Below are 24,915 nucleotides of genomic sequence, written 5' to 3'. Positions count from 1 at the left end.
AATGAGGAATAATATGGATATTGCAGAAGTGGTTAAAAAATCAGGATTGCCGACCTCAACGCTCAGATACTACGAACAGTTGGGGTTAATTCGCTCGATAGGAAGGAATGGATTGAGACGTCAATATTCGCCAGAGGTACTCAATAAACTCAACTTAATTAGTTTAGGGCGTATCGCTGGAATATCACTTAACGAAATGGCGGAAATGTTGAATCACTCAGAAGGTTCAAAACCATACATTGATCGTGACTTACTGGCGAAAAAGGCGCTTGAGATTGATGAGCAAATAACACGTTTGAAAGCGGTGCGAGACAGCCTAAACCATGTTGCCTCCTGCCCTCATGAGTCACATATGGACTGCTCTTCATTTCAGAGGCTTATGAAGGTCGTAAAGCGTTATGTCCCCAAAAAACCGAGATAAACCACTCTACTTATCCTTGATTTAAAAGGAAGCAACTCGCGGTTGTGAGTTACTTCCTCTCATATTACTTAGCTTGCGCCTTTACGTACTTCTTCACTTTTTTCATCGCCATTTTTTGCTTTAACGGTGAAAGGTAATCAATGAACAAGTTACCAGATAGGTGATCAATTTCATGCTGCATCACAATCGCCAAGAACTCATCGCTCTCGATTGTAATCGGGTTGCCATCGCGGTCCAATGCAGACACAACAACTGATGTGTAACGCTCTACATCGGCGTAGTATTCGGGAACAGATAGGCACCCTTCTTGACCAAGCGCTTTGTTTTCTCCGCTCACCACTTCTGGGTTGACTAAGATTAAAGGATCATTGCGTTCGTCAGAGATATCGATGACAACAACCGCCTCTTTTCTACCCACTTGGGTTGAAGCTAAACCGATGCCATTGCCCGTTGCGTAAAGTGTTTCTAGCATATCGTCGATCAACGTTTGTATTGTCGATACGTCAGTGACTTTTTCTGCTTTTACTTTAAGCCTTGGGTCTGGAATGGAGAGAATTTCGAGGACTGCCATACTTACCTTTCGTTATCTGTAAATCGTAATTTCCGGCGAATTATACACACGTTTGGGCAGACATAAACATGTTGAGTTTTCGTGGAAAGACCGTTTCGTCTAAAACATTCGATTTTGCTTGAGACCAAAGAGGCAAAAAGAAAGAGAAAACAATAACGCCAGCACGATATGGCTGGCGTCTTTTTTACGTATCTATCTTTAAGCGTTCGTTATTTGTGAGTTACGCACTCTTTTGCGCTTTTAGCAAAACCTTAATCGCCATTTTTTCACCACTCTTGAAAATAAAGTACCCGAGACAAACGGTTATTAACGTTAATACAACGATAATAATACTGAACCAGCCTAGTTCCGCTATCAATTCAAATATAGAGATGCCCAAAAACATTAAGATGAGAGAAAACACCACTAAGCTCGATAAATTCCAAAGCAGCACTGAATACCATCTCGTTGTCGAAGGCATTATATTCCCTGTTTTATAGCCAAAATAATATCCTACACTCATCGCTGGTATTAACGTCCCAAGAAAGCCGACACCGTTCATTTCTATGCCAGAAATGTACTCAATAATAAATAGCAGTATGGCCAAACAAACTGATGCCAGACACAAAAGCGACGTTACAAAGAGCACCGAGGGAGCGTTGTTTTCTGTTGAGTAATTATTTTTCGATTCCACTTTCATTTCCTTCCATTTATTTCAATAAAATCAGACTTTAGATCATGCTGCCGCTTGGACAACCTAGAGAAACCACGCCGCCATAACTCGTTGTGGGTGTAGCTACCATGACTAAATCAACAGGAAGAAACACAACGTCCGTTGCTAACGACAAAGGAATGTCAATCAATGAAAGTGGATATAACGCGATGGAAGTAATATCAGATCTTAAATAGCAAGGTTGTCGTGCGACTGATAACGCTGTGCCTGAAAACGGCTTTCCGTATCCGCCACCAGCATGCGCATCTATAGACGAACACCCCACCATTAAAGATGCTGACACCACAAGAAATACAACTTGTAGCTTTTTAAATATATTTATTTTCATTTAACCTAGATTCCAACTAACTATTATTTTTTAAAACTAAACCCTCTCTCAAATTGTATATTCAATGAATTTACTCATATGGGCCCAGTGCAACCATGTTAATACGTTCTATGTATTAGAAACAATTCATTTATTTCCAATAGCACCCGTGAGTTCATGCGACGTGACTAGAATCGCACTTAATTTTTTATGCAAGCACCAAGTTAAGCTCAACCTATTCGTTTTCCCGTTGGAGTCGCGTACCTTTCATCTGATGTAAAAAAGCCGCCAGAACCATTTGGCTCTGGCGGCTTTTGTTTTTATCGAAAACTCGATTACTGCTGTAGCTTAGCTTTGGCTTCTACTACTTTGGAGAAGTCTAGGCCCAGCTCTTCCACTGCTTCTTTAATCAGTACAGGATTTTGCATTACCTGCGCCATTAACGCTTGAAGCTGATCTTGTGGCAGACCTAGTTGGCTGATAGTTGCCATTGCAGCCAGAGGGTTTTGAGTTAACGCCTGAAATAGCTCGTTGATTTGCTCGTCGCTAATATTGTTTTCTTTCAACATCGCAAGAATCGGGTTCATCAAATTACCTTTAAATACTATGTAAAACAGACCCGCAGTTTACCACTGGGGTTTGTTAGTTTGCACGCAGACTTTAACCACCACACTACCATCGACCAAGTTATGGTCGAATATTGGTGAACGTTGCGGTAGTGACTCCATCACTTTGCGATGAAAGCGCTTTTATATCCGCGTTAAAGTAATATGGATTAAGTGACATTTTACTCTCGGCTGGTCGCGCGTAGTAAAGCTTGGCAGGCTGTTTTGCCATTTGTTGCACGTACAAATACCCGACCAACGCATGTTCAAACTGGTGGTAACCATTTCCCCAATGGAACGCTTTGGTTGATTTAGGATTCAGACCAACACCTCCGTATTGATGATCCACCCACACGTCCATAAAGGTGGGTAACGTGTATTGAAGCGTTTCTTTCATCGAACCATCGACAAGAGAAACCGTCATCGCCGCTTGATCGAGTTCAGCCCACTCCCAAGACGAGCTGTAATGCTTGTGCGGTCTTGATTGCCAAGCAGGAATGCTCTCTTGCGTCCATTTACTCTGCCATTCTGGCGAGAAGAACGCTTTGACTTGCTCAAAGTTTTGCTGGTATTGCGCTTGTTTAAGCGTATGTTTCATTCCTTTGAAACCAAACTCTGTCCAATTGGAATTCTCCAACAACTGACCAGTGAGATACGTCATCCAATACGCTTTGATGGTGTGTCCAAAATCATTGTGCTTCGCATCTGGCATCATTACCGCTTTGTGGTGTATCGCGCCATAAAAGCGCTGCTCTTTGTCAGAGTGGTAGTTATCTAGCATCACTTGCGTCAGCCATTGCAGATCTTGCTTCCACTTGGCTTGCGCTGGTTCTGGTAAAAGTGGCGCCGTTAACAACAGGTAGCCATTGATTTGGTCAAGTTGAGCGACTAACTCTTGCTGCTTCTCACTTTCTCCATCACCATCTTTCAAAACCCACGCCAGACCGCGATCATCGCTTCGTCGGTATTGTTTAAATATAAACGCTTGCTGGTCGATAAGTGCTTGTTCAACCTTTGGATCTTGCGTCAAGTAGTAGTACATCGCCAAGCCCACCAAAGCGTAAGCTTGGTCTTGAGAAGTTCGCTGTTGCCACTCCATCCCCGGTTTTCCACTACGCGTAAAGCTCACGAAGCCGCCGTTTTTCTCATCTTGTAGATGATCAATCAGGTAATAGGCACCTTTCTTTGCCAGCTCTAATGCTTGCTTGTCACCCGTAAGATGAAAAAGCACGCCATAAGCGTAAGTTTGGCGCGATTTCATGCGGGTGTATTCGCGATCGAAGTGCGGGCTAATCCACCCTTTGTTTAATTCTTCACACGGCTTTTGTGGGTCGAGAATGACACCGTTATCACAACGAAATGTCGGAAAATTCCCCGCAGGTTGCCCATGCGCGCTTTCCATCATCCAATATGGGGCTAGGCCATTCGTCACATGGTTTAACCAATCATCCCCCGAAGGCAGGCCTACATCAGCAAAGCTGCTCATGCTCGTCGTTGCGAGCAATAAGGTAAGATATTTAAAAGACATAACACTCAATTAAGTTATTGAATTTTATCCAGTATAAATAACTCCCTTTACGCATATTGTTGTCGTGCTCACAATAGCCTTACGCATTTGTTTGCATCAATCATCTTTCAGCCTTGTTCGATGACTGAGCCGAGAATAAACGCGACTCTGTCTTCGACTGACATTTTGGGCACTTCGATCAATTGATAACCAAATTTGTGATAAGCGTTGACCATCTGTTGATACGTAGCCACCGCTTCAGAAAAATCTTGCTTTCGCTCTTCGTCGTTGCTGAATATCGACGTCCACGGTGGAAAAATGAATACTTGAGAATGATAACGAAGCGTCTGGCAATGCGTGATGAGCTCATGCGAGATTGGCAGTTGTTCCAACTTACTGTAGCCATATACGTCCACAATACTGCGATCAAAAAACACATTCCCTTGGTGGACATTGAAAGCTCGGTAATTGCTCACTTCTACCTTCATCATTTCGTCTCGAAAAGCTTGTTTGTCATTCCAAGGTAATGCTGAACCGTGATTCGTAACCTGCCTTTGTATTACGTGACGACCTGTTTCTGGCGAGCAGATAAAGCCTTGTGTTTTTAGTTGTTCGATTACCGAGGTTTTTCCTGCACCGGGACCACCAGTGAATACGATGAGTTTGTTCAAAATCTTTTCCTTATTTTTTGTTTGAGTGAAGTAATGCGTGTACAGCCAAGAAAATTGGCATGATCGGGCCTTTGAAATTGTAATTTGGCACGCCAGCGTTAAGCGAGATCGGCAGTGGAAAGTTTTGGGATAGAAATGAGCAGTGAAAAATATTGATGAAATGAAAGCTTAAACGGCGTGTTCAGCGTTTATGAAAAACGGAGGAATTTTGAGCGAACCAAGCTTGCCCAAAAAATTGGGTTGGAAAATGGAGAGATTGGTTCAGCGGGTTAGCGCGTCAATTGGCTTTCTATATCAAGAAGATTGCACCTAAGCCTAAGAACGCAAAGAAACCGACGACATCGGTAACGGTTGTTAATACTACCCACGGCGGGGTCAATGTTAAACTTCTTCAACGTGAATGGTATCAACGTCCCCGATGCCGCGGCCGCCAAACTATTGAGGAAAATTGCACAACAGATAATAAGCGCCAATGGCCAAGAGTCAAACACCATGTAGACGACACCCGCGATGACTAATCCCATGATCAAGCCATTAATGGTGGCGATTTTTAACTCCTTATTCACCAATAGCTTCAAGTTACTTTGGTGCAAGTGGTTCAATGCGATACCCCGAATGGCCACCGCTAAGGTTTGGCTACCTGCGATGCCGCCCATACTCGCCACAACGGGCATTAAGATAGCAAGCGCTACAACTTGCTCGACCACATTATCAAAAATACCAATGATGGCAGAGGCAACAAAAGCGGTCAGCAAGTTAATCACCAACCAAAGTGCTCTTAGCCTTGTCGCCACAGTTAATGGTGTGAACAAATCTTCTTCACTTCGTACGTTTTCTGCCACTACAGCTTGTAGGCTGAGTTCACGCAAGGTAATCGCGATGGTCGCCATCGACAAAACGCCCATAATTTTGCCACCAGCCATGATAGGAAACCAATGCGCGCCACCATCAATCGAGACCTGTTTACTGACGCTTTGAATCGTTTGGATATCTTCCAGAATTGGCGTGACTGCGGTCAAGTCTGTGAGTTTGGTATGGTTCTCATGCAGCAACAGGGTTTGAGGTTCTATCGTCCCAATAACGCCTCCGACATCGCGCACAATGGTCAATCGCACCGGGCTTTGTCCACGTTTTAACAACTCGTTTTTGATGCCTCCTACGCTGTTTTTAGGATTCGCGACCAAAAAATACGGCTCGGCATATCGCCCTACTTTGTTGTCTTCATACGACAATGCTTGTTGAATGTGCGCGACCGACTCTTCACTTTGGTCGATAAGGTACTCATCCACAAATTCGGTCGGTAGAAAGTCTGCAAAGATGATCAGTTCCGAATCCGTGATGTACGCTAAGCGTTCATGTTGCAGCTCTTTGTTGAGTGATTGATGAATGTGCTTGGCGGTGTCGTATCGCAGCAAATTTAATACCGTCCAGTACTTCTCTGGCGGCACCGCTTCTATCACGCGTTTACGATAAGCAATGTTGACCGACTCCAAAATGTTCGCGATTTGCGCTTCCTGATAGTCTTTCAAAAAACTGAGGTCTTCGGTCGACTCTATCGCTTTAATGATCTCGGCAAGCAAATGAGGCACTTTGCGATTAATTTGTAATTGGCTGGAATCTATCATCATTGTCACCGATTTCCTTGGACATCACGTTAGTGTCAACACGATGTCTATTATCTAAAGGCATGAGATCCTGATGTTAAAATTCTAGGCAATGGCGCGCACAATTGCGGAATTTATATTTTGCTCGCAGAAACAGAACGTCTTTGCATAAGGGGATGGTATAAACTTTTAGTGTGCATTAGGCGCATTTGCCTCGTTTGATAATGGAGTAATCAATGGCACCAGTATTTTTTCTGACTCAGCAAGCAGCCTTACCAAGTCGTAAGGTGCTTCGTAAAGTGATTCAGTTTGCGACAGCGCTGGCTCAACCCATCGTGGTATTGGTGGAAGACCACCGCCGGAGTGAAGATCACGCGTTCGCGCACTTCCTTAGTTTCAACTCTGACCATATAGAAAAGAGACAAGCTGAGTTTGAAGCTTGGACATCAAAATTCAAAGACTTCGTTATCGAACTTTGTGAAGAAGAGGAAGTTGAAACGCCAACACTCTCTTACGAGCATTTCAAAAGGAGTCATTGGATTGTTCAAGTCGCGAAACGGCTTGTCGACGACACAGATTTACTGCTCGTGGGGCATTTTAACAAGCACGACATTCAAACCTTACTCACCGAGCTAGCAAAAAACGATTGTGATTTATTGCTATTAAGTGAGCGTTCATGGCCTTCTCACGCCAACATGCTTTGCGCGATAGATCCGCTTCATCGCGGAGATGCAAAATCAGTCGTAGATAGAGCCATCGTATCGCGAGGCTCAAAGCTAGAAAAAACCTTGAGCGGAAAAATGACATTAGTTTACTGCCGCTACGTTGCGCCTTATCTGTCTCGCTATCGTGCAGAGATTTTGAGCAACCAAAAAGCAGGTATTACGGACTTTATTACTGCGCAAAAGTTAACTCGAGTACCACTACTGCTGCCAGAAGGAAACCCTGAAACGGCGTTACCAAAAGCAGTTAAGCAATCACAAGCGGCAATTCTGATTATGGGCGCGTGTAAGCGAAGCATATCATCACAATTTTGGTCTGGCAGCACTGTAGACACGTTACTTGATCAACCGCCTTGTGACCTGCTGTTGGTCAATAGCACGAAGGGTTGATCAGACTTCCCCATTCCGCCGCATCTTAAATAATATCACGCGCAGTTATTGGCTCTTCATGGTCTCTAACTGCGCGGCTTCATGTTCCGCGTTCAAGGCTCGTTTCTGCTGCTGTTTAACCTCATCCCAACTGCGTCCCGATTCAATCGCAGATACACGCTGCTCGTATTTAGTGCAGGCTCTTTCGAGTACTTTCTCAGGATCTATGCCCTTTTCTCTTTCCAACGCTTTTAATACGTTAAGATAGTTCCACAACACATCGCCTAACTCGTCTTCCAAATGACAAAGGCGGTCCTCACGAATCTCTTCACGGACTTCATCGACTTCTTTGCCAATGGCCTCCAGATAAGTCTCTACGCCTTTAAACCAAGTGTTGGTTTGGTCATATTGAGATTTTCTCGTCGCAATTGCGTACAACTCATCAAATTTCTTCATTATCTCTCCGTAGAACGAGTTTTTATTTACGCCTCTTTAGGACGAATAAACTTCCCTTTTGCCGTCACTCTAACTTCATTATTGACCAGTAATTGAGCCACCAGTTGATATATACCGCGGCGTTCACCTTCACAGTGTGCAGTAATCGTGACGCGCTCATCTAGCTCAATAGGTGCATGGTAGCGCACATCCAACTGCGCGGTAAGGGCTTGAATGTCTCTAAATAACAAACAGTGCGTCATTGCACCATCGAGCAGCGAACTCGCAATGCCACCATGCAACAGGTCTGTGTAACCTTGATGACGCGGTAAAACGTGAAACTCTCCGACAACAGAACCATCGGCTAGGCACTGGTAGTTCACAGCCAAAGAGTTCGGATTCGCATCGATGGAAGAACAAACCGCACATTGATAATGAGATTCGTGAGTAGAATGAAAGTGACTATTTGCGGACATGTTAAGTACTCGGCTTGTAAAAAGGAGTAATTAGCATATGCCAATTATTAAAAAGAAACGGCGAGTAATCTTTGTTTGCACGTTGTAGGACCAACAACCTCATTGTCCATAACGTTAAATAATCATTTTCATAATTAACGATAATTTCCAGTGTGTTTAGAGTGGCGATAAGGTTTGCATCGTGATTACGCAACGTTATGAAAGGCGACTTATGAAGTTTCTCCACACGATGATCCGTGTTGTTGACCTAGACAAATCTATCGAATTTTATACAAAAATTCTGGGAATGAGCGTTTTGGATCGTTTTGAAAACCAAGAATACCGTTACTCACTGGTGTTTGTTGGTAGCCCAGATCAACCAGATGGTGCGACCATCGAGCTCACTTATAACTGGGATATCGGCAGTTACGACTTAGGTAACGCATTCGGACACATGGCGCTTGGGTGTGAAGACATTTACGCAGCTTGCGAACAAATCAAAGCGCTTGGTGGCAACGTCACTCGCGAACCCGGTCCAATGAAAGGAGGAGAAACGCACATCGCCTTCATTAAAGATCCCGACGGCTACCCAATCGAACTGATTCAAACTAAACAATAACGAGGTTTCCTATGACAGACGCATTATTTCAACCGATTCAACTTGGCTCTCTCTCATTAAAAAACCGCATCGTTATGCCTCCGATGACGCGCTCTCGAGCCTCTCAACCGGGTAATGTTGCCAACGACATGATGGCCACCTACTACGCTCAACGCGCCGAAGCGGGATTAATCGTTGCTGAAGGCACGCAAATTTCACCAACGGGTCAAGGCTATGCGTGGACTCCGGGTATTTATAGCCCAGAGCAAATTGCTGGCTGGAAAAAAGTAACTGATGCAGTGCACGAGAAAGGCGGCGTTATCTTCGCGCAATTATGGCACGTTGGTCGTGTGACTCATCCTGACAACATCGGCGGCGAGCAACCTATTTCTTCTTCTGCGCTCAAAGCAGAAAACGTGAAAGTATTTATCGACAATGGCACAGACGAACCTGGCTTTGTCGACGTGGTTGAGCCGCGTGAGATGACCAAACAAGACATCAAGAATGTTATTGAAGAATACCGCCAAGCCGCATTAAACGCGATAAAAGCTGGGTTTGATGGTGTCGAACTTCACGCAGCAAATGGCTACTTGGTTAACCAGTTTATCGATTCTGAAGCGAACAACCGCACCGATGAATACGGCGGCTCAATTGAAAACCGTCTGCGTTTTCTTGGTGAAGTGGTCGAAGCGATGACGCAAGCCATTGGCGCAGATCGTGTTGGTGTTCGCCTTGCACCATTCACTTCGTTAAACGGCACCGTTGATAGCACACCTGTCGACACCTACACCGCTGCTGCTGCGCTGCTTGATAAACTCAATGTTGTTTACATTCACATTGCAGAAGTGGATTGGGACGACGCGCCAGACACTCCACTCGCCTTTAAAACCGCAGTTCGTGAGGCGTATAAAGGCACACTGATCTATGCCGGTCGTTACAACGTAGAAAAGGCGCAACACGCGATTGAAAGTGGCTTAGCCGACATGATCGGTTTTGGTCGTCCGTTTGTTGCAAACCCAGACTTACCAAGCCGCATCAAGCATGGCTACCCACTGGCAGAACATGACTCTGCCACATTGTTCGGCGGCGGTGAAAAAGGCTTAGTGGACTACCCTGCGTATCATGCGGGTTAATTCATCTGCGTAAAGCTGATTCGCAACTCACGACAAACCAATAGCTAACCCAAAAGAACCTTGCTCTTCCCCCTGTGACGCCAAGATGGAGGGTTCTTTTTAGGCAAGCCACCAAGGGTTAACGTCTTTGACAAGATGTACAACCTCGGCACGCAGAGCGCGTCGTTTTACTTAGTAAACTGCGTTGTACTTTACAGTAGGCATTTTTCAGTGCGCGGCGGCCTGAAAACCAATCATCCGGTTTAGTGAGGATTAAGTAGCCGTTAAACCTCTTAACCAACTCGATTCGGTTGTTTTCGATAAATCGGCTATCAAACTCGATTTCGAAGTAATCCAACGCTTGTTCGATACAAGTAAAGCTGGCAATTTTTTCCTGAATCGTATTCTCTGTCATCGTTTCTTTAGCGTTATCGTTTTCAATGAAGTTTATGTGTCTCGCGCTTTACGTTCTTTGATTTAGCGCTTCTAACATCACTCTTTCTGGAATTTCCATATTGAAATTCAATTTGGGAATTCGTTATTTCCCCAGCCTTTTTATTTTGATAATCACTTTAAGACTCTGATTTAAAGCAACATTATTTCTGGTTCATATTTTGCTCTACTTCGTTAAACGGAATGTTGGAGGGACACGATATGACTTACAGAGCGGAAGTAGACGGATTAAGAGCGATTGCAGTCACGTTGGTGATTTTGTTTCATGCAGGTGTTGAGCAGTTCGCTGGTGGCTTTATTGGCGTCGACGTATTTTTTGTTATCAGCGGCTATTTGATCACCACCATCGTGATTAACGATTTGGAAAACCAGAAGTTCAGCCTCGGTGATTTTTATGAGCGACGCATTCGCCGCATACTTCCCCTGCTACTGGTGGTGATTGCCGTCAGCTACTTGATGTCTTGGTGGCTGTTTTTGCCACAAGCACACAAAGACGTTGGTCAGTTCGCAGTCTCTTCTATTCTTTCTTCATCCAACATTCTTCTGTATTTAAAAGGCCACAATTACTTCGGTTTAGAAGATCAAGCCAATCCGCTGTTTCACACTTGGAGTTTGGGCGTTGAAGAACAATACTACATTGTCATTCCTTTGCTACTCATGCTACTCGCTCGTGGCAAAAACGCGTTTTTCCTGACTTTTTTTGTCGCGGTATTTGCGCTGAGTTTGATGACTATTGTCTATGCGAGCAACGATCCTGATTTCACCTTCTACATGATCTTCTCTCGTGCTTGGGAACTGGCAACCGGTTCATTACTCGCATTAGTAATGAGAAAAACCCAAGTTCAGTCCAACGATACGCTGGCAACCATTGGTATCGTTTTGATATTGGCCTCTGCACTTTTGTTTGAAAAATCGCAAGATGGCGCGGGTATCACTTTGCTGGTGCCGGTCATCGGTAGCGCGTTAGTGATTTTGTTTGCCTCTAAAGACAATGTCTGCGGTAAATTACTGAGCCTAAAATGGGTCGTGTTCGTCGGCTTAATCAGCTACAGCTTGTATTTGTGGCATATTCCGCTATTTGTGTTTTACCGCTACATGCTGGATGCAACTCAAGACGTCAATATCCCGATTTACATTGCCGCTCTTTTTATACTGTCTTACTTCACTTGGCGCTTTGTTGAAAAGCCGTTCCGCAGCCGAAAAGCCATGAGCATGCGCACTGTCTCTGCGGTTGTTGTGTTGTTGACGCTGCCCTTGCTGATGTTCGGCGTTATTGGCCATCAAAATGGTGGTTTTCCAGAAAGAAGTGCATTTTTCGAGGCCATGCGCGTGAACAACGGTTACGGTTTAGATTGCAACGGCAACACCGACGTTAACGATGTGTGCTCGTCTGCGCCGCAGCCCACCATCGCTGTGTTAGGCAATAGTCACAGCATGGTTTACGTGAAGCGTCTGTCCGAAGTAACACCAACTGGCGTGGTGCAACTTACTCAAGATTCCTGTGCAGTCGGTTATGTCGACATCATCAAAGATGCTGGATCAATTTCTTGCCGACAGTTCTTCAAACAGGCAATCGATACCATTTTGCGTACCCCTTCTATTCGTCGCGTCGTTATCTCTTCCAACTTCAATAAAGAGCTTTCACAAGCCGATTATGAGGCGTCATTAACTGGATTGTTGAATGAACTGGAAGGGAAAGAAGTGGTCGTTTTCGGCCCAACGCCTTCTGCACCGTTTGCGGTAGGAGAATGCCTTTGGAAAGCGCGTTTGTTTGGCGAGACAGAAGAGTCCGCATGCGATTTCTCTCCCAAGCGACATCACCCTCAAAACGTGGCGAAGTTAGTGAACTACTTTGAGAAATTTGAGCACGTTGAGTTTGTCGACTTGACCGAGGCCATTTGCAGAAATGGTGTATGTCGAATGAAAGTTGGTGCGAACAACGCCATGTATACCGATGACAGCCATTTATCTTACAAAGGTGCTGAGTTGGTGCTTGGGCATTACCACAACAGTACAAATGAAGCGCAACAGTTCACTTACGACCGACAATAACCAAGAGAATAAACTTTTATGCTTCAGCGCTTATCTCAGGTAAGCGCTGAATATTTTAAAGCAAGACAAAGCCAGCGCGTCTATTTAAAAATGCGTGGGTCAAACGCGAAATCGAGCTTTTCGGCTTTCTTGATGATCTCTTTCATTTTGGGATGATTTGGGTTCACCACGTAGTTTTTATCACGAGGTGAAATCGTTGAAGGCACTTGCAGTGCGGCAAACTCGGGATGAGGATCATTGAGAAACTGGTCACCAATGTACTGTGTAGACTCGCTCGCCGGTATTGCTCGCCACGTCACTGGAAGATCTTCTTCATCTAAGGTGGCGATGAGGTATTCTGGCATTTCAATACGATATAAATCGTACAGTTTGGTGATAGCAGGATCGTTGTTTACGTGAACAAACACCTCCAACGAGCAGAGGGATTCCGATTCAGAGAAGTAGAGGGCTTCGGTTCCTTTTGAGTTCCATCGCCCTCCAAATAACTTTGCGCCAACGGGACTGAATGGCGTGTCAGCAAATTTCTTTTGTGTGAGACGATAGAGCTTCATATTACGAGAACACCCCGTGCTCTAAACGGCCGATCAAATCTTTTACGATTTCAAAATCAACCGTAGTCGAGACCATGTCTAGCGGCCTTTTTCCACCTAAGCCGTACACATTCTCTCTCATCCATTTTAACGCGCGCTCTTCGTCGTCAAACAACTCTGTCGCGAGTTTCAATAACATCGCTAATCGATAGATTGCATCACTCTCTTGAGTATTAAAACGCTCATCATTTTTAAGACGACGCTTAACTGTACTAACAGGAATCAGTGTCACATGTTGGAATTCACTTTGAGAAAGCTTTACTCGATCAACAATGTTCCGGTATACCTTGGGCTCAAAGCCTTTGTGAACCGCATCAATACGACCCGTTTCAGCATCTTCAATACCTAACATAAGCCAGAAATTGGCTTTATGAGATTGTTTCGGCTTAAAGCTTTTTAATGCTGCAGTTGCCATATCAAGCTCCTATGGTTCATATGGTCTAGTCATTATGGTTCAAATGAGCTCAATTTTCAATCAAAGTAACAATCAAAGTAAAAAGACAGGTAAAGAAAAAGGCGAGCTTTGCGCCCGCCTCTCTTACTTATTCATCAACTTTGTTTACGCATCTACCGATTTGCATCGTTTCACTTATTACAAGTCAAAACGGTCGGCGTTCATGACTTTCGTCCATGCAGCGATGAAGTCGTGGATGAATTTTTCCTGATTACCATCTTGCGCATACACTTCTGCGTATGAACGTAGAATCGAGTTTGAACCAAAGACAAGATCCACACGGGTTGCCGTCCACTTCACAGCGTCGGTTTTACGATCACGGATTTCATATTGATTAGCACTCACTGGTTTCCACGTATATGACATGTCAGTAAGGTTCACGAAGAAATCATTCGACAAAGTGCCTACTCGGTCAGTAAATACGCCCTCTTTTCCACCGCCGTAGTTGCTACCAAGTACACGCATTCCGCCGATGAGTACCGTCATTTCTGGCGCCGTTAGCCCCATAAGCTGAGCACGATCTAATAAAAGCTCTTCCGGCTTAACCGCGTAGTCTTTCTTCAACCAATTTCGGAAACCGTCAGCAACAGGCTCAAGAACTTCGAATGATTCAACATCCGTCATCTCTTGGGTGGCATCACCTCGGCCTGGCGCGAATGGCACAGATACATCATGACCTGCGGCACGCGCAGCCAGTTCAATACCTACGTTACCAGCAAGCACGATAGCATCTGCAACACTACAGCCCTCTTCTGCTGCTATTTTTTCTAGCACAGCAAGAACACGACTTAGACGCTCTGGCTCGTTTCCTTGCCAATCTTTTTGCGGAGACAAACGAATTCTCGCACCATTTGCGCCACCTCGGCGGTCAGAGCCACGGTAAGTACGCGCACTATCCCAAGCCGTGCTTACTAGCTCACTAATGGATAGGCCACTTGCTTCGATTTTTGTTTTCACTAAATCGACATCGTAGTCTGTCTTACCTGCAGGCGTTGGGTCTTGCCAAATAAGATCTTCGCTTGGCACATCAGGTCCGAAATAACATGATTTTGGTCCTAGATCGCGGTGTGTCAACTTAAACCAGGCACGAGCAAAAACGTCATCAAAGTACGCTGGGTCATTTTGGAACTTTTCTGCAATCTTGCGATATTCAGGGTCCATTTTGAGCGCCATATCGGCGTCAGTCATGATTGGATTGTAGCGCTTAGAACCGTCTTCAACATCGACAGGCTTCTCTTCTTCTTCAATGTCGATTGGCTCCCACTGCCACGCACCTGCTGGGCTCTTCTTCAGTTCCCAATCGTACTTAAATAGTAGGTGGAAGTATCCGTAGTCCCATTGTGTAGGGTGTGTCGTCCAAGCACCTTCAATACCGCTCGTTACCGTGTCACGGCCAATGCCACGTGTTTTGTGGTTAATCCAGCCAAGACCTTGTTCATGAACGTCTGCGGCTTCGGGCTCTGGACCAAGGTTTGCGGCATCACCATTACCATGACACTTACCGACCGTGTGACCACCCGCTGTGAGCGCGACAGTTTCTTCATCGTTCATTGCCATTCGCGCAAAGGTCACACGCATGTCATGTGCTGTTTTGAGGGGATCTGGGTTACCGTCCACCCCCTCAGGGTTCACATAGATAAGACCCATCATTACCGCAGCAAGCGGGTTTTCTAAATCTCGCTCACCAGAGTAGCGGCTGTTATCAGCATCACTTGTGGCTAACCATTCTTGCTCGGAACCCCAGTAAGTGTCTTTTTCGGGATGCCAAATGTCTTCTCGCCCAAAGCCAAAACCAAAGGTCTTAAAGCCCATGGATTCATACGCCATGTTACCGGCAAGGACAATCAGATCGGCCCAACTTAATTTGTTGCCATATTTTTTCTTAATTGGCCATAAAAGGCGACGAGCCTTATCGAGGTTTGCGTTATCTGGCCAAGAGTTGAGAGGAGCAAAACGCTGGTTGCCTGTCGCAGCGCCGCCACGTCCATCCGCGATACGATAACTACCCGCTGCGTGCCATGCCATTCGGATCATTAAACCGCCGTAATGTCCCCAGTCGGCAGGCCACCAGTCTTGGCTATCAGTCATTAACTCTTTTAAGTCTTTTTTAAGTGCTTCGACATCTAGCTTTTTCAGTTCTTCTTTGTAATTAAAGTCCTGGCCAAATGGGTTGGTTTTGGAGTCGTGTTGATGCAGGATGTCTAAGTTTAAGGCATTCGGCCACCAATCCATCACCGACTTATCTGTAGATGTTTGCCCACCATGCATAACTGGACATTTACCTACCGAACCGCCGTTTGTGTTGCTCATATAATGCTCCTTCGTATCGTGGTTGTGGTAACCACTCTATGTTATTCAATAAATCGAATATCCACCTCAAACAGCGTAGTTCATACACTGAATTTTTAGTTAACGCCAAGTCAAAATTTCCATATCTCGGCTAATAAATAATTGTTATCAAACATGTACCTATATGCAGAAAATATGGATAGAGATCAGTTTAAGTCCATACCTGAATACTTAATCCCAGACAGCCTCGCCATGTTGTGATCCCAGGTCGCTAAATCATGATGACTAAATTCATTCAGAGCGTGATGACCACACGCCCTTGCCATGACTTGCATGAGCTCGACCGAGGATTCGAAGAAATTTTTCAGTTGCTGAGATGATTTTTCGATATCGAGACGCTGCCTCAAATCGGCATTTTGCGTTGCGATCCCCGCAGGGCAATTATTGGTGTTACAAATCCGGGCCGCGACGCAACCGATCGATTGCATCGCACTGTTTGCTATCGCCACTCCGTCTGCCCCAAGTGCCAACGCTTTGACAAAATCCGTAGGAACTCGCAACCCACCAGTGATGATTAATGTAACACGGTCACTTGCGCCTTTTTCATCTAAGTACTTACGCGCACGAGCTAACGCAGGAATAGTTGGCACGCTAATATGATCACGGAACATAGTTGGCGCCGCGCCCGTGCCACCACCGCGACCATCTAAGATGATGTAATCGGCACCCGCATCGAGCGCAAATTGTATGTCTTGCTCAATATGGTTTGCACTGAGTTTAAAGCCAATTGGAATGCCGCCAGTGATGCCACGGACTCTGTCAGCAAACTTTCTGAAATCGTGAGTAGTATGAAGGTCTTTAAATGTTGGCGGTGAGATTGCTGGTTGGCCTTCGGGGATACCTCTCACCTGAGAGATCTTACCCACATTTTTATTTGCTGGAAGATGACCACCCGTGCCTGTTTTGGCGCCCTGCCCACCTTTAAAATGAAAAGCCTGAACATTAAGAAGCTTAGATTCATCGTAGCCAAACTGAGCACTGGCAAGCTCATAGAAATACCGCGAATTTGCAGCTTGTTCTTCAGGTAACATCCCCCCTTCACCGGAGCAAATCCCAGTCCCTGCCAACTCAGCACCTTTTGCTAGCGCAATTTTCGCCTCTTCCGAAAGTGCGCCAAAACTCATGTCCGATACCAACAAAGGAATAGCGAGCTTGAGCGGCTTACGCGCGTTTGGCCCCACAATCAACTCGGTAGACACGGGAACGTCTTCTAACAACGGCTGTGTCGCCATTTGCGCCACAATGATTTGTATAGCATCCCAATGTGGTAGCAAGTGCCTAGGAACCCCCATTGCTGCCATCGGACCATGATGACCGAGTTTAGAGAGCCCTTCTCTCGCTAATTGGTGGATAAACTCTAGGGTTGCTTCTTCTTGAGTAGCGGACACAGTCGGTTTGTCACTTTTCTCTCGTTTTTTCTCAGGGCCTTCTTTGCCGACTTGCTCAGAAGAAAAACGCTTATGTGTTCCATCACAAAATGGGGCATTAGAGGTATGCTTGCACTGGCAGAGATACGCTTCTTCATCTTTTTCCGCAGTAAAGCTCATTGGCTTTAAGCCTGTTCCCGAATGCGACCCATCGCAATAAGGTTGATTTTTAGAACGTCCACATCGGCAAAAGTAATATTCTTGCCCTTCGGTTAGATTCACTTTAATCGGCTTATTATCGGCGATGATTGGCTTGCTCATGTTGCCCCCTATTTATTATTGTTAACCACGCTTTCTCGCTGGCTTGCAATAAGCGTAGAACAGGAGCGGAAAGAGCGTCAGCGAAACCAGAGTAAAATACGCGATTGTCGCTTGCCTCACCTATACTCTTTATGGGTCTCATACACGTGGAGGCTATATGACAATTGCAACCCGATTAGATGAATATTTGACTGAGCATAACATTCACTTTCAAACCGTGAATCACAGCCACAGTCATAGCTCGCTACAAAGTGGTGTTGCCGCAGGTGTGCCTTTAATGAATATCGCAAAAGGCGTCATTCTTGAGGATCATGAAGGGCATCATATGATGGCGGTCTTACCTGCCAACAACAAAATCAGTTTGTCGAGATTAAACGATGAATTTAACGCTACTTTCCACTTAGTGAAAGAGCGTATGGTTTACCGACTCTTCACTGATTGTGAGCACGGCGCGATTCCACCGATTGGTAGTCCTTACCACATGTCGACCGTTTGTGATGAAAGATTAGCAAACTTGGAACATGTCTATCTTGAAGCCGGCGATCATGAAACTCTGATTAAGCTAGATAGAAAGGCATTTAAAGAGCTAATGAACGACTGCAAATACTTAAGATTCAGCAGTGAAGTTCTGCATTAAAGTTCCAAAAATCTGTCGACATTTCGTGAAAAAGGCTCTTTCAAAAAGAGCCTTTCTTTCTCTATTGGCAGCGCGTGGTGGAAACTTCCCGACCTTAGGTAATCCGCAATTCAGAACACATAGAAACAAAAAACGCCCGTTTGAGCGGTTTTTAACAATCCAACCACTATCGAACAAAAATCTTTTGTATCGCTTTTATCGCCATAGCTCTGCGACGCATTAATGCCCCCGTCCTTGGTAGCCATTTCGGCGTGTGGAGTACGGTTTTTGCGTGGCTAAAGGTTTTAAACCCTTCCACTCCGTGATAATGACCAATGCCTGATTCACCAACGCCACCGAAAGGTGCATCTTCAGCGCCGACGTGTAACACCGTGTCGTTGATGCCGACGCCGCCACTGTGCGTGTTGCGCACGATATGTTTGATGGTCGATTTGTTGTCCGACATAACATACAGCGCAAGTGGTCGCTGGTGCTGATTAATGTAGTCAATCGCTTCCTCAACGGTATTGTAGGGCTTGATGGGTAGAAATGGCCCAAATATTTCCTCTTGCATGATACGCATATCTGCCGACACATCTGTGATCAAATGAGGATACAAAAGCCTTTCCTGTTGAGGTGACGCTTCAACAGTATGGAGGCTTGCGCCCTGAGCTTTGGCATCCTCAAGTAGCGCAGTCAAACGATCATACTGTCGTTGATTGATAATATGGGTCAGCTTTTGATTCTTGTTGGATTTCAAATAGAGTTTTTCAAAACGTTTTAAGAACAGCGTGATGAACTCTTCGACGCGTTCTTGTGGTACAAACGCGTAATCAGGCGCCACACAAATCTGGCCGGCATTGATGCATTTACCAAACAAAATCGCATCAACGGTTTTCTTCATGTCTGCATCTTCTGCAATGATCACCGGAGACTTCCCACCCAGTTCTAACGTCACTGGAGTCAGGTTTTCAGCCGCTGCTTTTGCCACAGCGCGACCAACATTTATCGAGCCAGTAAACAAAAGATGATCGAATGGCAGTTGGCTGAATGATTGTGCAACGTCCGCTTCACCTTCAAATACTTCGACATATTCAGACAACTCGCGACAAATATTGACGATGACTTTATTGGTTTTGGGCGTAAATTCGCTGAGCTTCATCATCACACGGTTACCTGCGGCCAAAGCAGTAACTAAAGGCGCAAGGCTCAAAATAACAGGAAAATTCCACGGCGAAATGATCCCGACCACGCCGAGTGGCTGATACTGAACGGTCACTTTCGACGGAGCAAGCAACAGACCGGATTCACGCTTACTTGGTTTGCACCACTTTTTTAGCTGCTTGAGGGTGTAATTGATGTGCGAGACCGTCGGCAAAACGTCGGTCATGGCGGTATCAAATTCGGAACGATAGCCAAAATCGTCACTCAGCGCTTCCACCAATGCTTGTTTATTCGCAATCAGAGCTTGTTTTAGCAAGACAAGGCGCTGCTTACGTTCATCCAGACTAGGATAAGGTTCGGCGGCATACTCTGCTTTTAAGCGATCAAGGCTTTGTTGTAACAGGTTGTCCACTTCAACCTCTGCGATTGCGTTCATGATGCTTCTCCTAACCTAGTTTCAACCAATGACGCTCCAAATTAACACGAGCGCAACAATGTTACTATTGTAGCGCTCGCGAAATTAGAGTTCGAACTCTGATTAAAATATCAGTGGGTTTGGAGCTAAGTCAGACGCAACTCATAAATGCCGAGCCGTTGAGAGCGGTCAAGCGTCTCGAACTCGTGATCAACGTATTCTTTTAATGTAGCACCAGCACGCTCAGCAATATTGATGCTGGCAATGTTATCTTCCATACAGTGGAATTGGATGAATTGCGCGTGCCCTTTCTGCTTCAAAAAAGGAATCAACACCGCGAGTACTTGGTCGATCACTCGGTGTCCTCGCCCATTGTTGGCAAGCCAATAGCCAATCTCAGTGACGCGTGTGTGCGAATCCACACCTTTTATGCCAATAACACCCGAAAACTGCTCATCAAAATAAATCGCGCACCAGTGGGCATCTAACGCTTTGCTGTTCACGCGCTGAGAGATGTAGTTCACTGCTTCTCTGCGGTTGGTCACAAAGTCCGTCCAAGGCAAATAGCCAGAGAGGCTGTTTCGATACGTGTTCACCACTTCCAGTAAAACGGTCGCGTGTTTGGTGGTAAGAGGCTCAATTGAGACCCTGTCTGAAACAGAAAAACTGGCCTGCATGCTATTTCCTTGATACGCCTTTTGGCACATGACCTCATCCATCCACATTATCCCTTTTTCAGTAAACACTACTCACAAATCCTACCGCCTCATTGCGTTAAGAACAAACTTCCATATTCGTTATTTCAAACGTGCTTAAAAGGATGGTTATCTCGTCTAGTCTGTTTGTTCAATCAACGTAAATGGCGTCAACGATTCCACATCCACGTAATGCCTCCACACATGTTCGTAAAGGTGGTGCTGATTTGCAAACGGGGCTAGTCGCTTTGCTTCTTCAAGCGTACACCAACAATACTCTGTGTGTTCTTCGTTAAGTACAACCGATTGGTTAGGTGGACAAAATAATACGAAGCATGGAATAACCATGATGCGGTTATTTTTTGCTTCGTAGAACTGTTCTAGAAAGTCTGCAGTATGTAACTCAACATCGTCAATTTGCGTCTCCTCTTTCAGTTCTCTGAGAATAGTTTGCCATCCGGTTTCACCGGCCTCTACACCACCAGCGACATGGCACCAATAACCACCTTTAACACGTTTGAGCAACAGCATTTTATCGACGCCATCAATTTTAGAAATGACAACGCCAGAAGTATGCGTTGCTTGTACTGGGATCATGTATACTCCTTAAATATCTAGATATTTCCTAGATGCGCTCCATGCGCGAATGAAAGATAGGGTTGCTTGAGAACCCATAGTCTACTGCTTATTCTCACTCTCGGCAGATGTGTTTGAATATCACGGATCATTTTGTGAGTTGAGTATGCTAAAGTGCGATCTGTCGCAACAAATGAGCAGTAAAATGTCTAATTCATTCAACACTCTGGTTCCCATTGGTGTGCGCTTTATGGTGCTCTCCGCATTCGGTTTCGCGCTAATGTCTGCCACAGTAAAGCATGTCAGTCTTCATGGTATCCCTGTATTTGAGATTGTTGCAGCGAGGGCACTCGTCTCACTTGTTATCAGCTATTTAGATGTTAAGCGAAAACGAATTTCTGTATGGGGCAATAATAAGCCATTACTGTTTGCGCGTGGCGCAGTGGGCACCATGGCATTGATGTGCGTATATTATTCGGTGACTACCTTACCTTTGGCAGAAGCGACCATATTCCAATACATTCACCCAGTATTTACTGCGCTCCTAGCCGTCTTTTTCTTGAAGGAACGCATTCAACCATCGACGTTCCTTTGTATTGCCTTGTGCTTACTCGGCATCTATATAATGGTAAGTCCAGAAACAGGACAAGAAGCAGAGCGCACTTTACCTATGTTTAGCGTAATGATTGCAATCTTGGGCGCATTTGGTAGCTCAATTGCTTATGTCATTGTTAGAAAACTTAGCCAAACTGAAGATAGTTCAGTGATCATTTTCTATTTCCCTCTGGTTGCTCTGCCCGCTTCACTCTTACTGATTGGCAATGATTTTGTTATGCCCGACCTGTATCTAACTTTCATGTTGGTTTTGGTTGGTGTATTCACCCAAGTTGGGCAATTGGGATTAACCAAAGCAATGCAAACTCAGCAAGCGGGCAAAGCGTCTGCTTACTCGTATATTCAGATCGTATTTTCTGTGTTGTTAGGCATCATTTTCTTCGGCGAAATCCCGCTCATCTGGACGTACATCGGTGGTGCACTAATTGTAGCGGGCGCACTCATTAACGTATTTGGCCACCATTTGCGATTGCCATTTGTTAAGCGCGGCGCTTAACCCTTCAGCCCCAAAGCGAGATAACACTAAAACGTAAAAAGCCAGAGTCGACTCTGGCTTTCTTTTTATGTTTAACCTGACGTTAAGCGGATAATTTTAATCCAGCGATACCGGTAACAATAAGCAGTAAACTCAGCAATTTTATCAGCGTCGCGGGCTCGTTAAATATGTAGATACTGACGATTGCCGTTCCAATCGCTCCTATACCTACCCAAACGCCGTAAGCGATACCGAGTGGTAGCGTCCTTAATGCAATTCCAAGTAACCAAAAGCTCAACACCATAAACGTAACGGTAAAGCCAGATGCCGCCAATTTGGTAAAACCTTGTGAGTATTTTAGTCCGACAGCCCATGCCACTTCGCATAAGCCAGCAATGAAGAGAATTCCCCAAGCCATGTCATATTTCCCAACGAGATGGGGTCGTCCCCGAGAAAAGATAGAGCGGTGAGGTCGTCCTCACTTCTTTGTGACTCGCTATTATATACAGAAAATTGAACGTAAAAAAATAAGGCCCTGATATTTCAGGGCCTCTTTACATAAAAATCGCTAGGGCTTAGCGATGATGAATACGGTACCATCCGTCAACGTAAAGCTAACCTCACTGGTTTTCTTTCCGATACCGGATAAACTGCACTCGTTATCGTTATCACACGGCGTATTTGAAATAACATTCCACACGCCATTCATCAAGCCAGAACCAGTAATAATCGCCGTCCATGTTTTACCATTGTTGATTGATTGTGTAGTAACTTCATCAGATGGTGGTGGCGCCTCTTCTCCTACATAACTTGCTTCCACATTCAAGTTACTGTAGCTGCTGTAAGCGTACACACCAATATGCCACGTTCCTTCATTCGGAGAAGTAATACTACATGCTTCATTACTGTTGCCACTGTATGAGCGACAATCGTAGCTGGTTAAACTTGGTTCACTTCCCAGCTTAACGTAAAGATCCGCATCGCCGTTTGCTCCCGATGTGGTAACAGTAAAATCTGAACTATTGGTAGGCACATCAATCGTAAAACAATGCCACTCACCAGTAGATGAAGAGTCTATGTTGCTGGAAACACCATTGTTTAGGGCGATAGCCTCACACGTGCTAGATGGTGGCTCGACGACTCCGCCATCAACTGAAACACCGACCTGAGCAAAAGCATCGGCTACATCATTCGCCGCCACGTTTAAGCTTTGGGCGGCCGCCAATACACCCGCAGCTGCAGAGTCAAACGTTTCGCTTGGCGTCCAGTAGTTCTGGTTAGCATACGCAAAAACCTCGAACGCTTGTCGCGTTCCCCAATTGTACTCAACCGCCAATAGATAAAACGCTTTATTAAACACACCACTTGAATAATGCACATCCATGCCACTCACATACTGAGACGCGTGATCAATTGAACGACCATCAAGGGGCGGATTATCCATATAGCGCAACGCCGCATTGGCAGCCTTTCTAATATCGTACCCAACTTTCCAATCGTTAGAACCACGTGAATAGAATTCAGCCGCCTCACCTGCCATATCTGAGAAAGCTTCATTGATTCCGCCTGATTGCTCTGAATAAATCAGATCAGAGTTTTGTTCTGTAAATCCATGGCTAACCTCGTGCGCTGAGACATCTAAACTCACTAAAGGATAGAAATAAGTAGCACCGTCGCCAAAAGTCATGCTCGAACCATTCCAAAAGGCGTTTTCATAGCGTTTGCGGTAATGCACTCGCATTTGAAGCTGAAACGTTAAGGGCGCGGTATTCAGCCAATCTTTGTACATGTCGTATACCACTTTGCCAAAGTAATGCGCATCGTTTAACGGGCTGTACGCTCCATTAATTTCTTTAACACTATTGGTTGGACAAACGAACGTATGCGTATTGCCAGACGTCCTACCATTCAAGTTGATAGTTTTGACCACGCCAGGAATGTCCATCAAACACGTATCACCAGATTGCTGGACTAATAGAGACTCAAAGTCCACACCATAATGATAACGACCAATTTTTTGGTTTCCTCCTGGACCATTCGCTTCTACGTGCGCTAACCCCTCATATTGCAGCAAAATGTTTCCTGTTTTAGCATCAACAAGAAAGGTGGGACGTGTAGGCTTACCTCCATGCTCATTATCAGCAAAAAATTGGACAATATAAGCTAAGTGCGCCACGTCACTTTTATCGACATAAATACGCAAACCTTGGCGCTGATTCTCTATTTGGTATCCGTTTTCACGGTACGGCTTTTGCGTTGAAGACATTACTTGAGAAAGCGACAATTTAGGCACCATATCATTGATGTCTCGGGCAATATCCTTTACGAGAGTGCCGTTGATATGCTTGATTTGGCCCTGTTTATCACGATGTACGACAATTTGCTTGCCCCAAATCGGGACGCCTTTAAACATCTGCTGATAACGACTATGCGTACCGCCGTTTTTACCTTGGTTGGTTTTCAGCTTTTGTACACGATTTCCATTTTGTAAACCTAACACACGATCTATATTTTGTGTGGCTGCAAGGTTGCGTTTTTCTAAAGCAACAACAAGACCATGGTTTTGCTCTAGCCGTTCGGACTGAGCGGCGGATAAAGATGTTGAAAAAAGAAGTGGTGAAGCAAGCATTGCCGTGACAAATAGCCTGCTCTGATAGTTTGATACTGAACCCATCGGTTAGCCC

The 24,915-nt window shown here is 45.1% G+C and carries 26 protein-coding genes; 7 read left to right on the top strand and 19 right to left on the bottom strand.

Annotated features, from left to right (window positions below; all coding sequences use genetic code 11):
* Positions 1–13 precede the first annotated feature (13 nt).
* Positions 14–421, top strand: a complete 408-nt coding sequence (locus tag NDJ01_RS22385; RefSeq protein WP_024701298.1) for a helix-turn-helix domain-containing protein — start codon at positions 14–16, stop codon at positions 419–421.
* A 64-nt stretch (positions 422–485) separates the two neighbouring features.
* Here NDJ01_RS22385 and def read toward each other — a convergent pair whose 3' ends face one another.
* From def to NDJ01_RS22350, 7 genes are all read right to left on the bottom strand, one after another.
* Positions 486–992, bottom strand: coding sequence for a peptide deformylase (def, locus tag NDJ01_RS22380; protein WP_005395192.1), 507 nt, complete (start codon positions 990–992; stop codon positions 486–488).
* Positions 993–1,212: 220 nt separating this feature from the next.
* On the bottom strand, positions 1,213–1,671 hold the full coding sequence (locus NDJ01_RS22375; protein ID WP_170892643.1) for an ABZJ_00895 family protein: 459 nt from the start codon (positions 1,669–1,671) through the stop codon (positions 1,213–1,215).
* A gap of 31 nt (positions 1,672–1,702) precedes the next feature.
* The gene (locus NDJ01_RS22370; RefSeq protein WP_080253353.1) at positions 1,703–2,032 is read right to left on the bottom strand and encodes a YceK/YidQ family lipoprotein; all 330 of its coding nucleotides are present in this window, start codon (positions 2,030–2,032) and stop codon (positions 1,703–1,705) included.
* A 314-nt stretch (positions 2,033–2,346) separates the two neighbouring features.
* Positions 2,347–2,598 (bottom strand): DUF2999 family protein, encoded by a 252-nt coding sequence (locus NDJ01_RS22365; RefSeq protein WP_005395194.1) that lies wholly within the window; start codon positions 2,596–2,598, stop codon positions 2,347–2,349.
* Between the two features lie 100 nt (positions 2,599–2,698).
* A complete protein-coding gene (locus NDJ01_RS22360; protein ID WP_258587378.1) occupies positions 2,699–4,144 on the bottom strand; it encodes an N-acylglucosamine 2-epimerase in 1,446 nt (481 codons plus the stop codon).
* 107 nt (positions 4,145–4,251) lie between these two features.
* Entirely contained in the window at positions 4,252–4,794 is a 543-nt protein-coding gene (locus NDJ01_RS22355; RefSeq protein WP_258587377.1) for an AAA family ATPase, read from the bottom strand.
* 269 nt (positions 4,795–5,063) lie between these two features.
* Positions 5,064–6,422 (bottom strand): magnesium transporter, encoded by a 1,359-nt coding sequence (locus NDJ01_RS22350; RefSeq protein WP_258587376.1) that lies wholly within the window; start codon positions 6,420–6,422, stop codon positions 5,064–5,066.
* A 212-nt stretch (positions 6,423–6,634) separates the two neighbouring features.
* Here NDJ01_RS22350 and NDJ01_RS22345 point away from each other — a divergent pair, with 212 nt between their 5' ends.
* On the top strand, positions 6,635–7,510 hold the full coding sequence (locus NDJ01_RS22345; protein ID WP_258587375.1) for a universal stress protein: 876 nt from the start codon (positions 6,635–6,637) through the stop codon (positions 7,508–7,510).
* A gap of 45 nt (positions 7,511–7,555) precedes the next feature.
* Here NDJ01_RS22345 and NDJ01_RS22340 read toward each other — a convergent pair whose 3' ends face one another.
* Both NDJ01_RS22340 and NDJ01_RS22335 read right to left on the bottom strand, forming a co-directional pair.
* Complete coding sequence (locus tag NDJ01_RS22340; RefSeq protein WP_025498829.1) at positions 7,556–7,945, bottom strand: MazG nucleotide pyrophosphohydrolase domain-containing protein; 390 nt, start codon at positions 7,943–7,945, stop codon at positions 7,556–7,558.
* A 26-nt stretch (positions 7,946–7,971) separates the two neighbouring features.
* Positions 7,972–8,400, bottom strand: coding sequence for a PaaI family thioesterase (locus tag NDJ01_RS22335; protein WP_203342540.1), 429 nt, complete (start codon positions 8,398–8,400; stop codon positions 7,972–7,974).
* 211 nt (positions 8,401–8,611) lie between these two features.
* Between NDJ01_RS22335 and gloA the strand changes: the two genes are divergently transcribed.
* The gene (gene gloA, locus NDJ01_RS22330) at positions 8,612–8,998 is read left to right on the top strand and encodes a lactoylglutathione lyase (protein WP_258587374.1); all 387 of its coding nucleotides are present in this window, start codon (positions 8,612–8,614) and stop codon (positions 8,996–8,998) included.
* An 11-nt stretch (positions 8,999–9,009) separates the two neighbouring features.
* Positions 9,010–10,110, top strand: coding sequence for an alkene reductase (locus NDJ01_RS22325; RefSeq protein WP_258587373.1), 1,101 nt, complete (start codon positions 9,010–9,012; stop codon positions 10,108–10,110).
* Positions 10,111–10,228: 118 nt separating this feature from the next.
* Here the strand turns inward: NDJ01_RS22325 and NDJ01_RS22320 are convergent, their stop codons facing one another.
* A complete protein-coding gene (locus tag NDJ01_RS22320; RefSeq protein ID WP_152814596.1) occupies positions 10,229–10,504 on the bottom strand; it encodes a nitrogenase-stabilizing/protective protein NifW in 276 nt (91 codons plus the stop codon).
* A gap of 239 nt (positions 10,505–10,743) precedes the next feature.
* Here NDJ01_RS22320 and NDJ01_RS22315 point away from each other — a divergent pair, with 239 nt between their 5' ends.
* Positions 10,744–12,594: an acyltransferase family protein gene (locus NDJ01_RS22315; RefSeq protein WP_258587372.1), complete on the top strand. Its 1,851-nt coding sequence runs from the start codon at positions 10,744–10,746 to the stop codon at positions 12,592–12,594.
* A gap of 80 nt (positions 12,595–12,674) precedes the next feature.
* On the opposite strand, the gene NDJ01_RS22310 is transcribed toward NDJ01_RS22315, so the two are convergent.
* The 4 genes from NDJ01_RS22310 to NDJ01_RS22295 form a co-directional block, all read right to left on the bottom strand.
* A complete protein-coding gene (locus NDJ01_RS22310; RefSeq protein WP_005376497.1) occupies positions 12,675–13,145 on the bottom strand; it encodes an RES family NAD+ phosphorylase in 471 nt (156 codons plus the stop codon).
* A gap of 1 nt (position 13,146) precedes the next feature.
* On the bottom strand, positions 13,147–13,599 hold the full coding sequence (locus NDJ01_RS22305) for an antitoxin Xre/MbcA/ParS toxin-binding domain-containing protein (protein ID WP_258587371.1): 453 nt from the start codon (positions 13,597–13,599) through the stop codon (positions 13,147–13,149).
* Between the two features lie 177 nt (positions 13,600–13,776).
* On the bottom strand, positions 13,777–15,948 hold the full coding sequence (gene katG / locus NDJ01_RS22300; protein ID WP_258587370.1) for a catalase/peroxidase HPI: 2,172 nt from the start codon (positions 15,946–15,948) through the stop codon (positions 13,777–13,779).
* A gap of 185 nt (positions 15,949–16,133) precedes the next feature.
* Positions 16,134–17,675 (bottom strand): glutamate synthase-related protein, encoded by a 1,542-nt coding sequence (locus NDJ01_RS22295; RefSeq protein WP_258587369.1) that lies wholly within the window; start codon positions 17,673–17,675, stop codon positions 16,134–16,136.
* Between the two features lie 157 nt (positions 17,676–17,832).
* Between NDJ01_RS22295 and NDJ01_RS22290 the strand changes: the two genes are divergently transcribed.
* Positions 17,833–18,312, top strand: a complete 480-nt coding sequence (locus NDJ01_RS22290) for an aminoacyl-tRNA deacylase (protein ID WP_006742302.1) — start codon at positions 17,833–17,835, stop codon at positions 18,310–18,312.
* A 166-nt stretch (positions 18,313–18,478) separates the two neighbouring features.
* Here NDJ01_RS22290 and NDJ01_RS22285 read toward each other — a convergent pair whose 3' ends face one another.
* The 3 genes from NDJ01_RS22285 to NDJ01_RS22275 all read right to left on the bottom strand — a co-directional run bounded on the left by NDJ01_RS22285 (position 18,479) and on the right by NDJ01_RS22275 (position 21,162).
* Entirely contained in the window at positions 18,479–19,891 is a 1,413-nt protein-coding gene (locus NDJ01_RS22285; protein ID WP_258587368.1) for a coniferyl aldehyde dehydrogenase, read from the bottom strand.
* A gap of 125 nt (positions 19,892–20,016) precedes the next feature.
* Positions 20,017–20,589 carry a GNAT family N-acetyltransferase gene (locus tag NDJ01_RS22280; protein ID WP_258587367.1) on the bottom strand — a complete coding sequence of 191 codons (573 nt, stop codon included), beginning with the start codon at positions 20,587–20,589 and terminating at the stop codon, positions 20,017–20,019.
* 114 nt (positions 20,590–20,703) lie between these two features.
* A complete protein-coding gene (locus NDJ01_RS22275; protein WP_006742305.1) occupies positions 20,704–21,162 on the bottom strand; it encodes an NUDIX pyrophosphatase in 459 nt (152 codons plus the stop codon).
* A gap of 184 nt (positions 21,163–21,346) precedes the next feature.
* Between NDJ01_RS22275 and NDJ01_RS22270 the strand changes: the two genes are divergently transcribed.
* Entirely contained in the window at positions 21,347–22,252 is a 906-nt protein-coding gene (locus NDJ01_RS22270; protein ID WP_258587366.1) for a DMT family transporter, read from the top strand.
* 82 nt (positions 22,253–22,334) lie between these two features.
* Here the strand turns inward: NDJ01_RS22270 and NDJ01_RS22265 are convergent, their stop codons facing one another.
* Together NDJ01_RS22265 and NDJ01_RS22260 are read right to left on the bottom strand one after the other, a co-directional pair.
* Positions 22,335–22,649: a multidrug efflux SMR transporter gene (locus NDJ01_RS22265; protein WP_258587365.1), complete on the bottom strand. Its 315-nt coding sequence runs from the start codon at positions 22,647–22,649 to the stop codon at positions 22,335–22,337.
* A 150-nt stretch (positions 22,650–22,799) separates the two neighbouring features.
* Complete coding sequence (locus tag NDJ01_RS22260; RefSeq protein WP_258587364.1) at positions 22,800–24,905, bottom strand: M4 family metallopeptidase; 2,106 nt, start codon at positions 24,903–24,905, stop codon at positions 22,800–22,802.
* Between the last annotated feature and the right edge of the window lie 10 nt (positions 24,906–24,915).

This window comes from Vibrio sp. HS-50-1, assembly GCF_024747315.1.
Taxonomy (GTDB): domain Bacteria; phylum Pseudomonadota; class Gammaproteobacteria; order Enterobacterales; family Vibrionaceae; genus Vibrio; species Vibrio diabolicus.
This window is presented reverse-complemented; position numbering and strand designations above follow the sequence as displayed.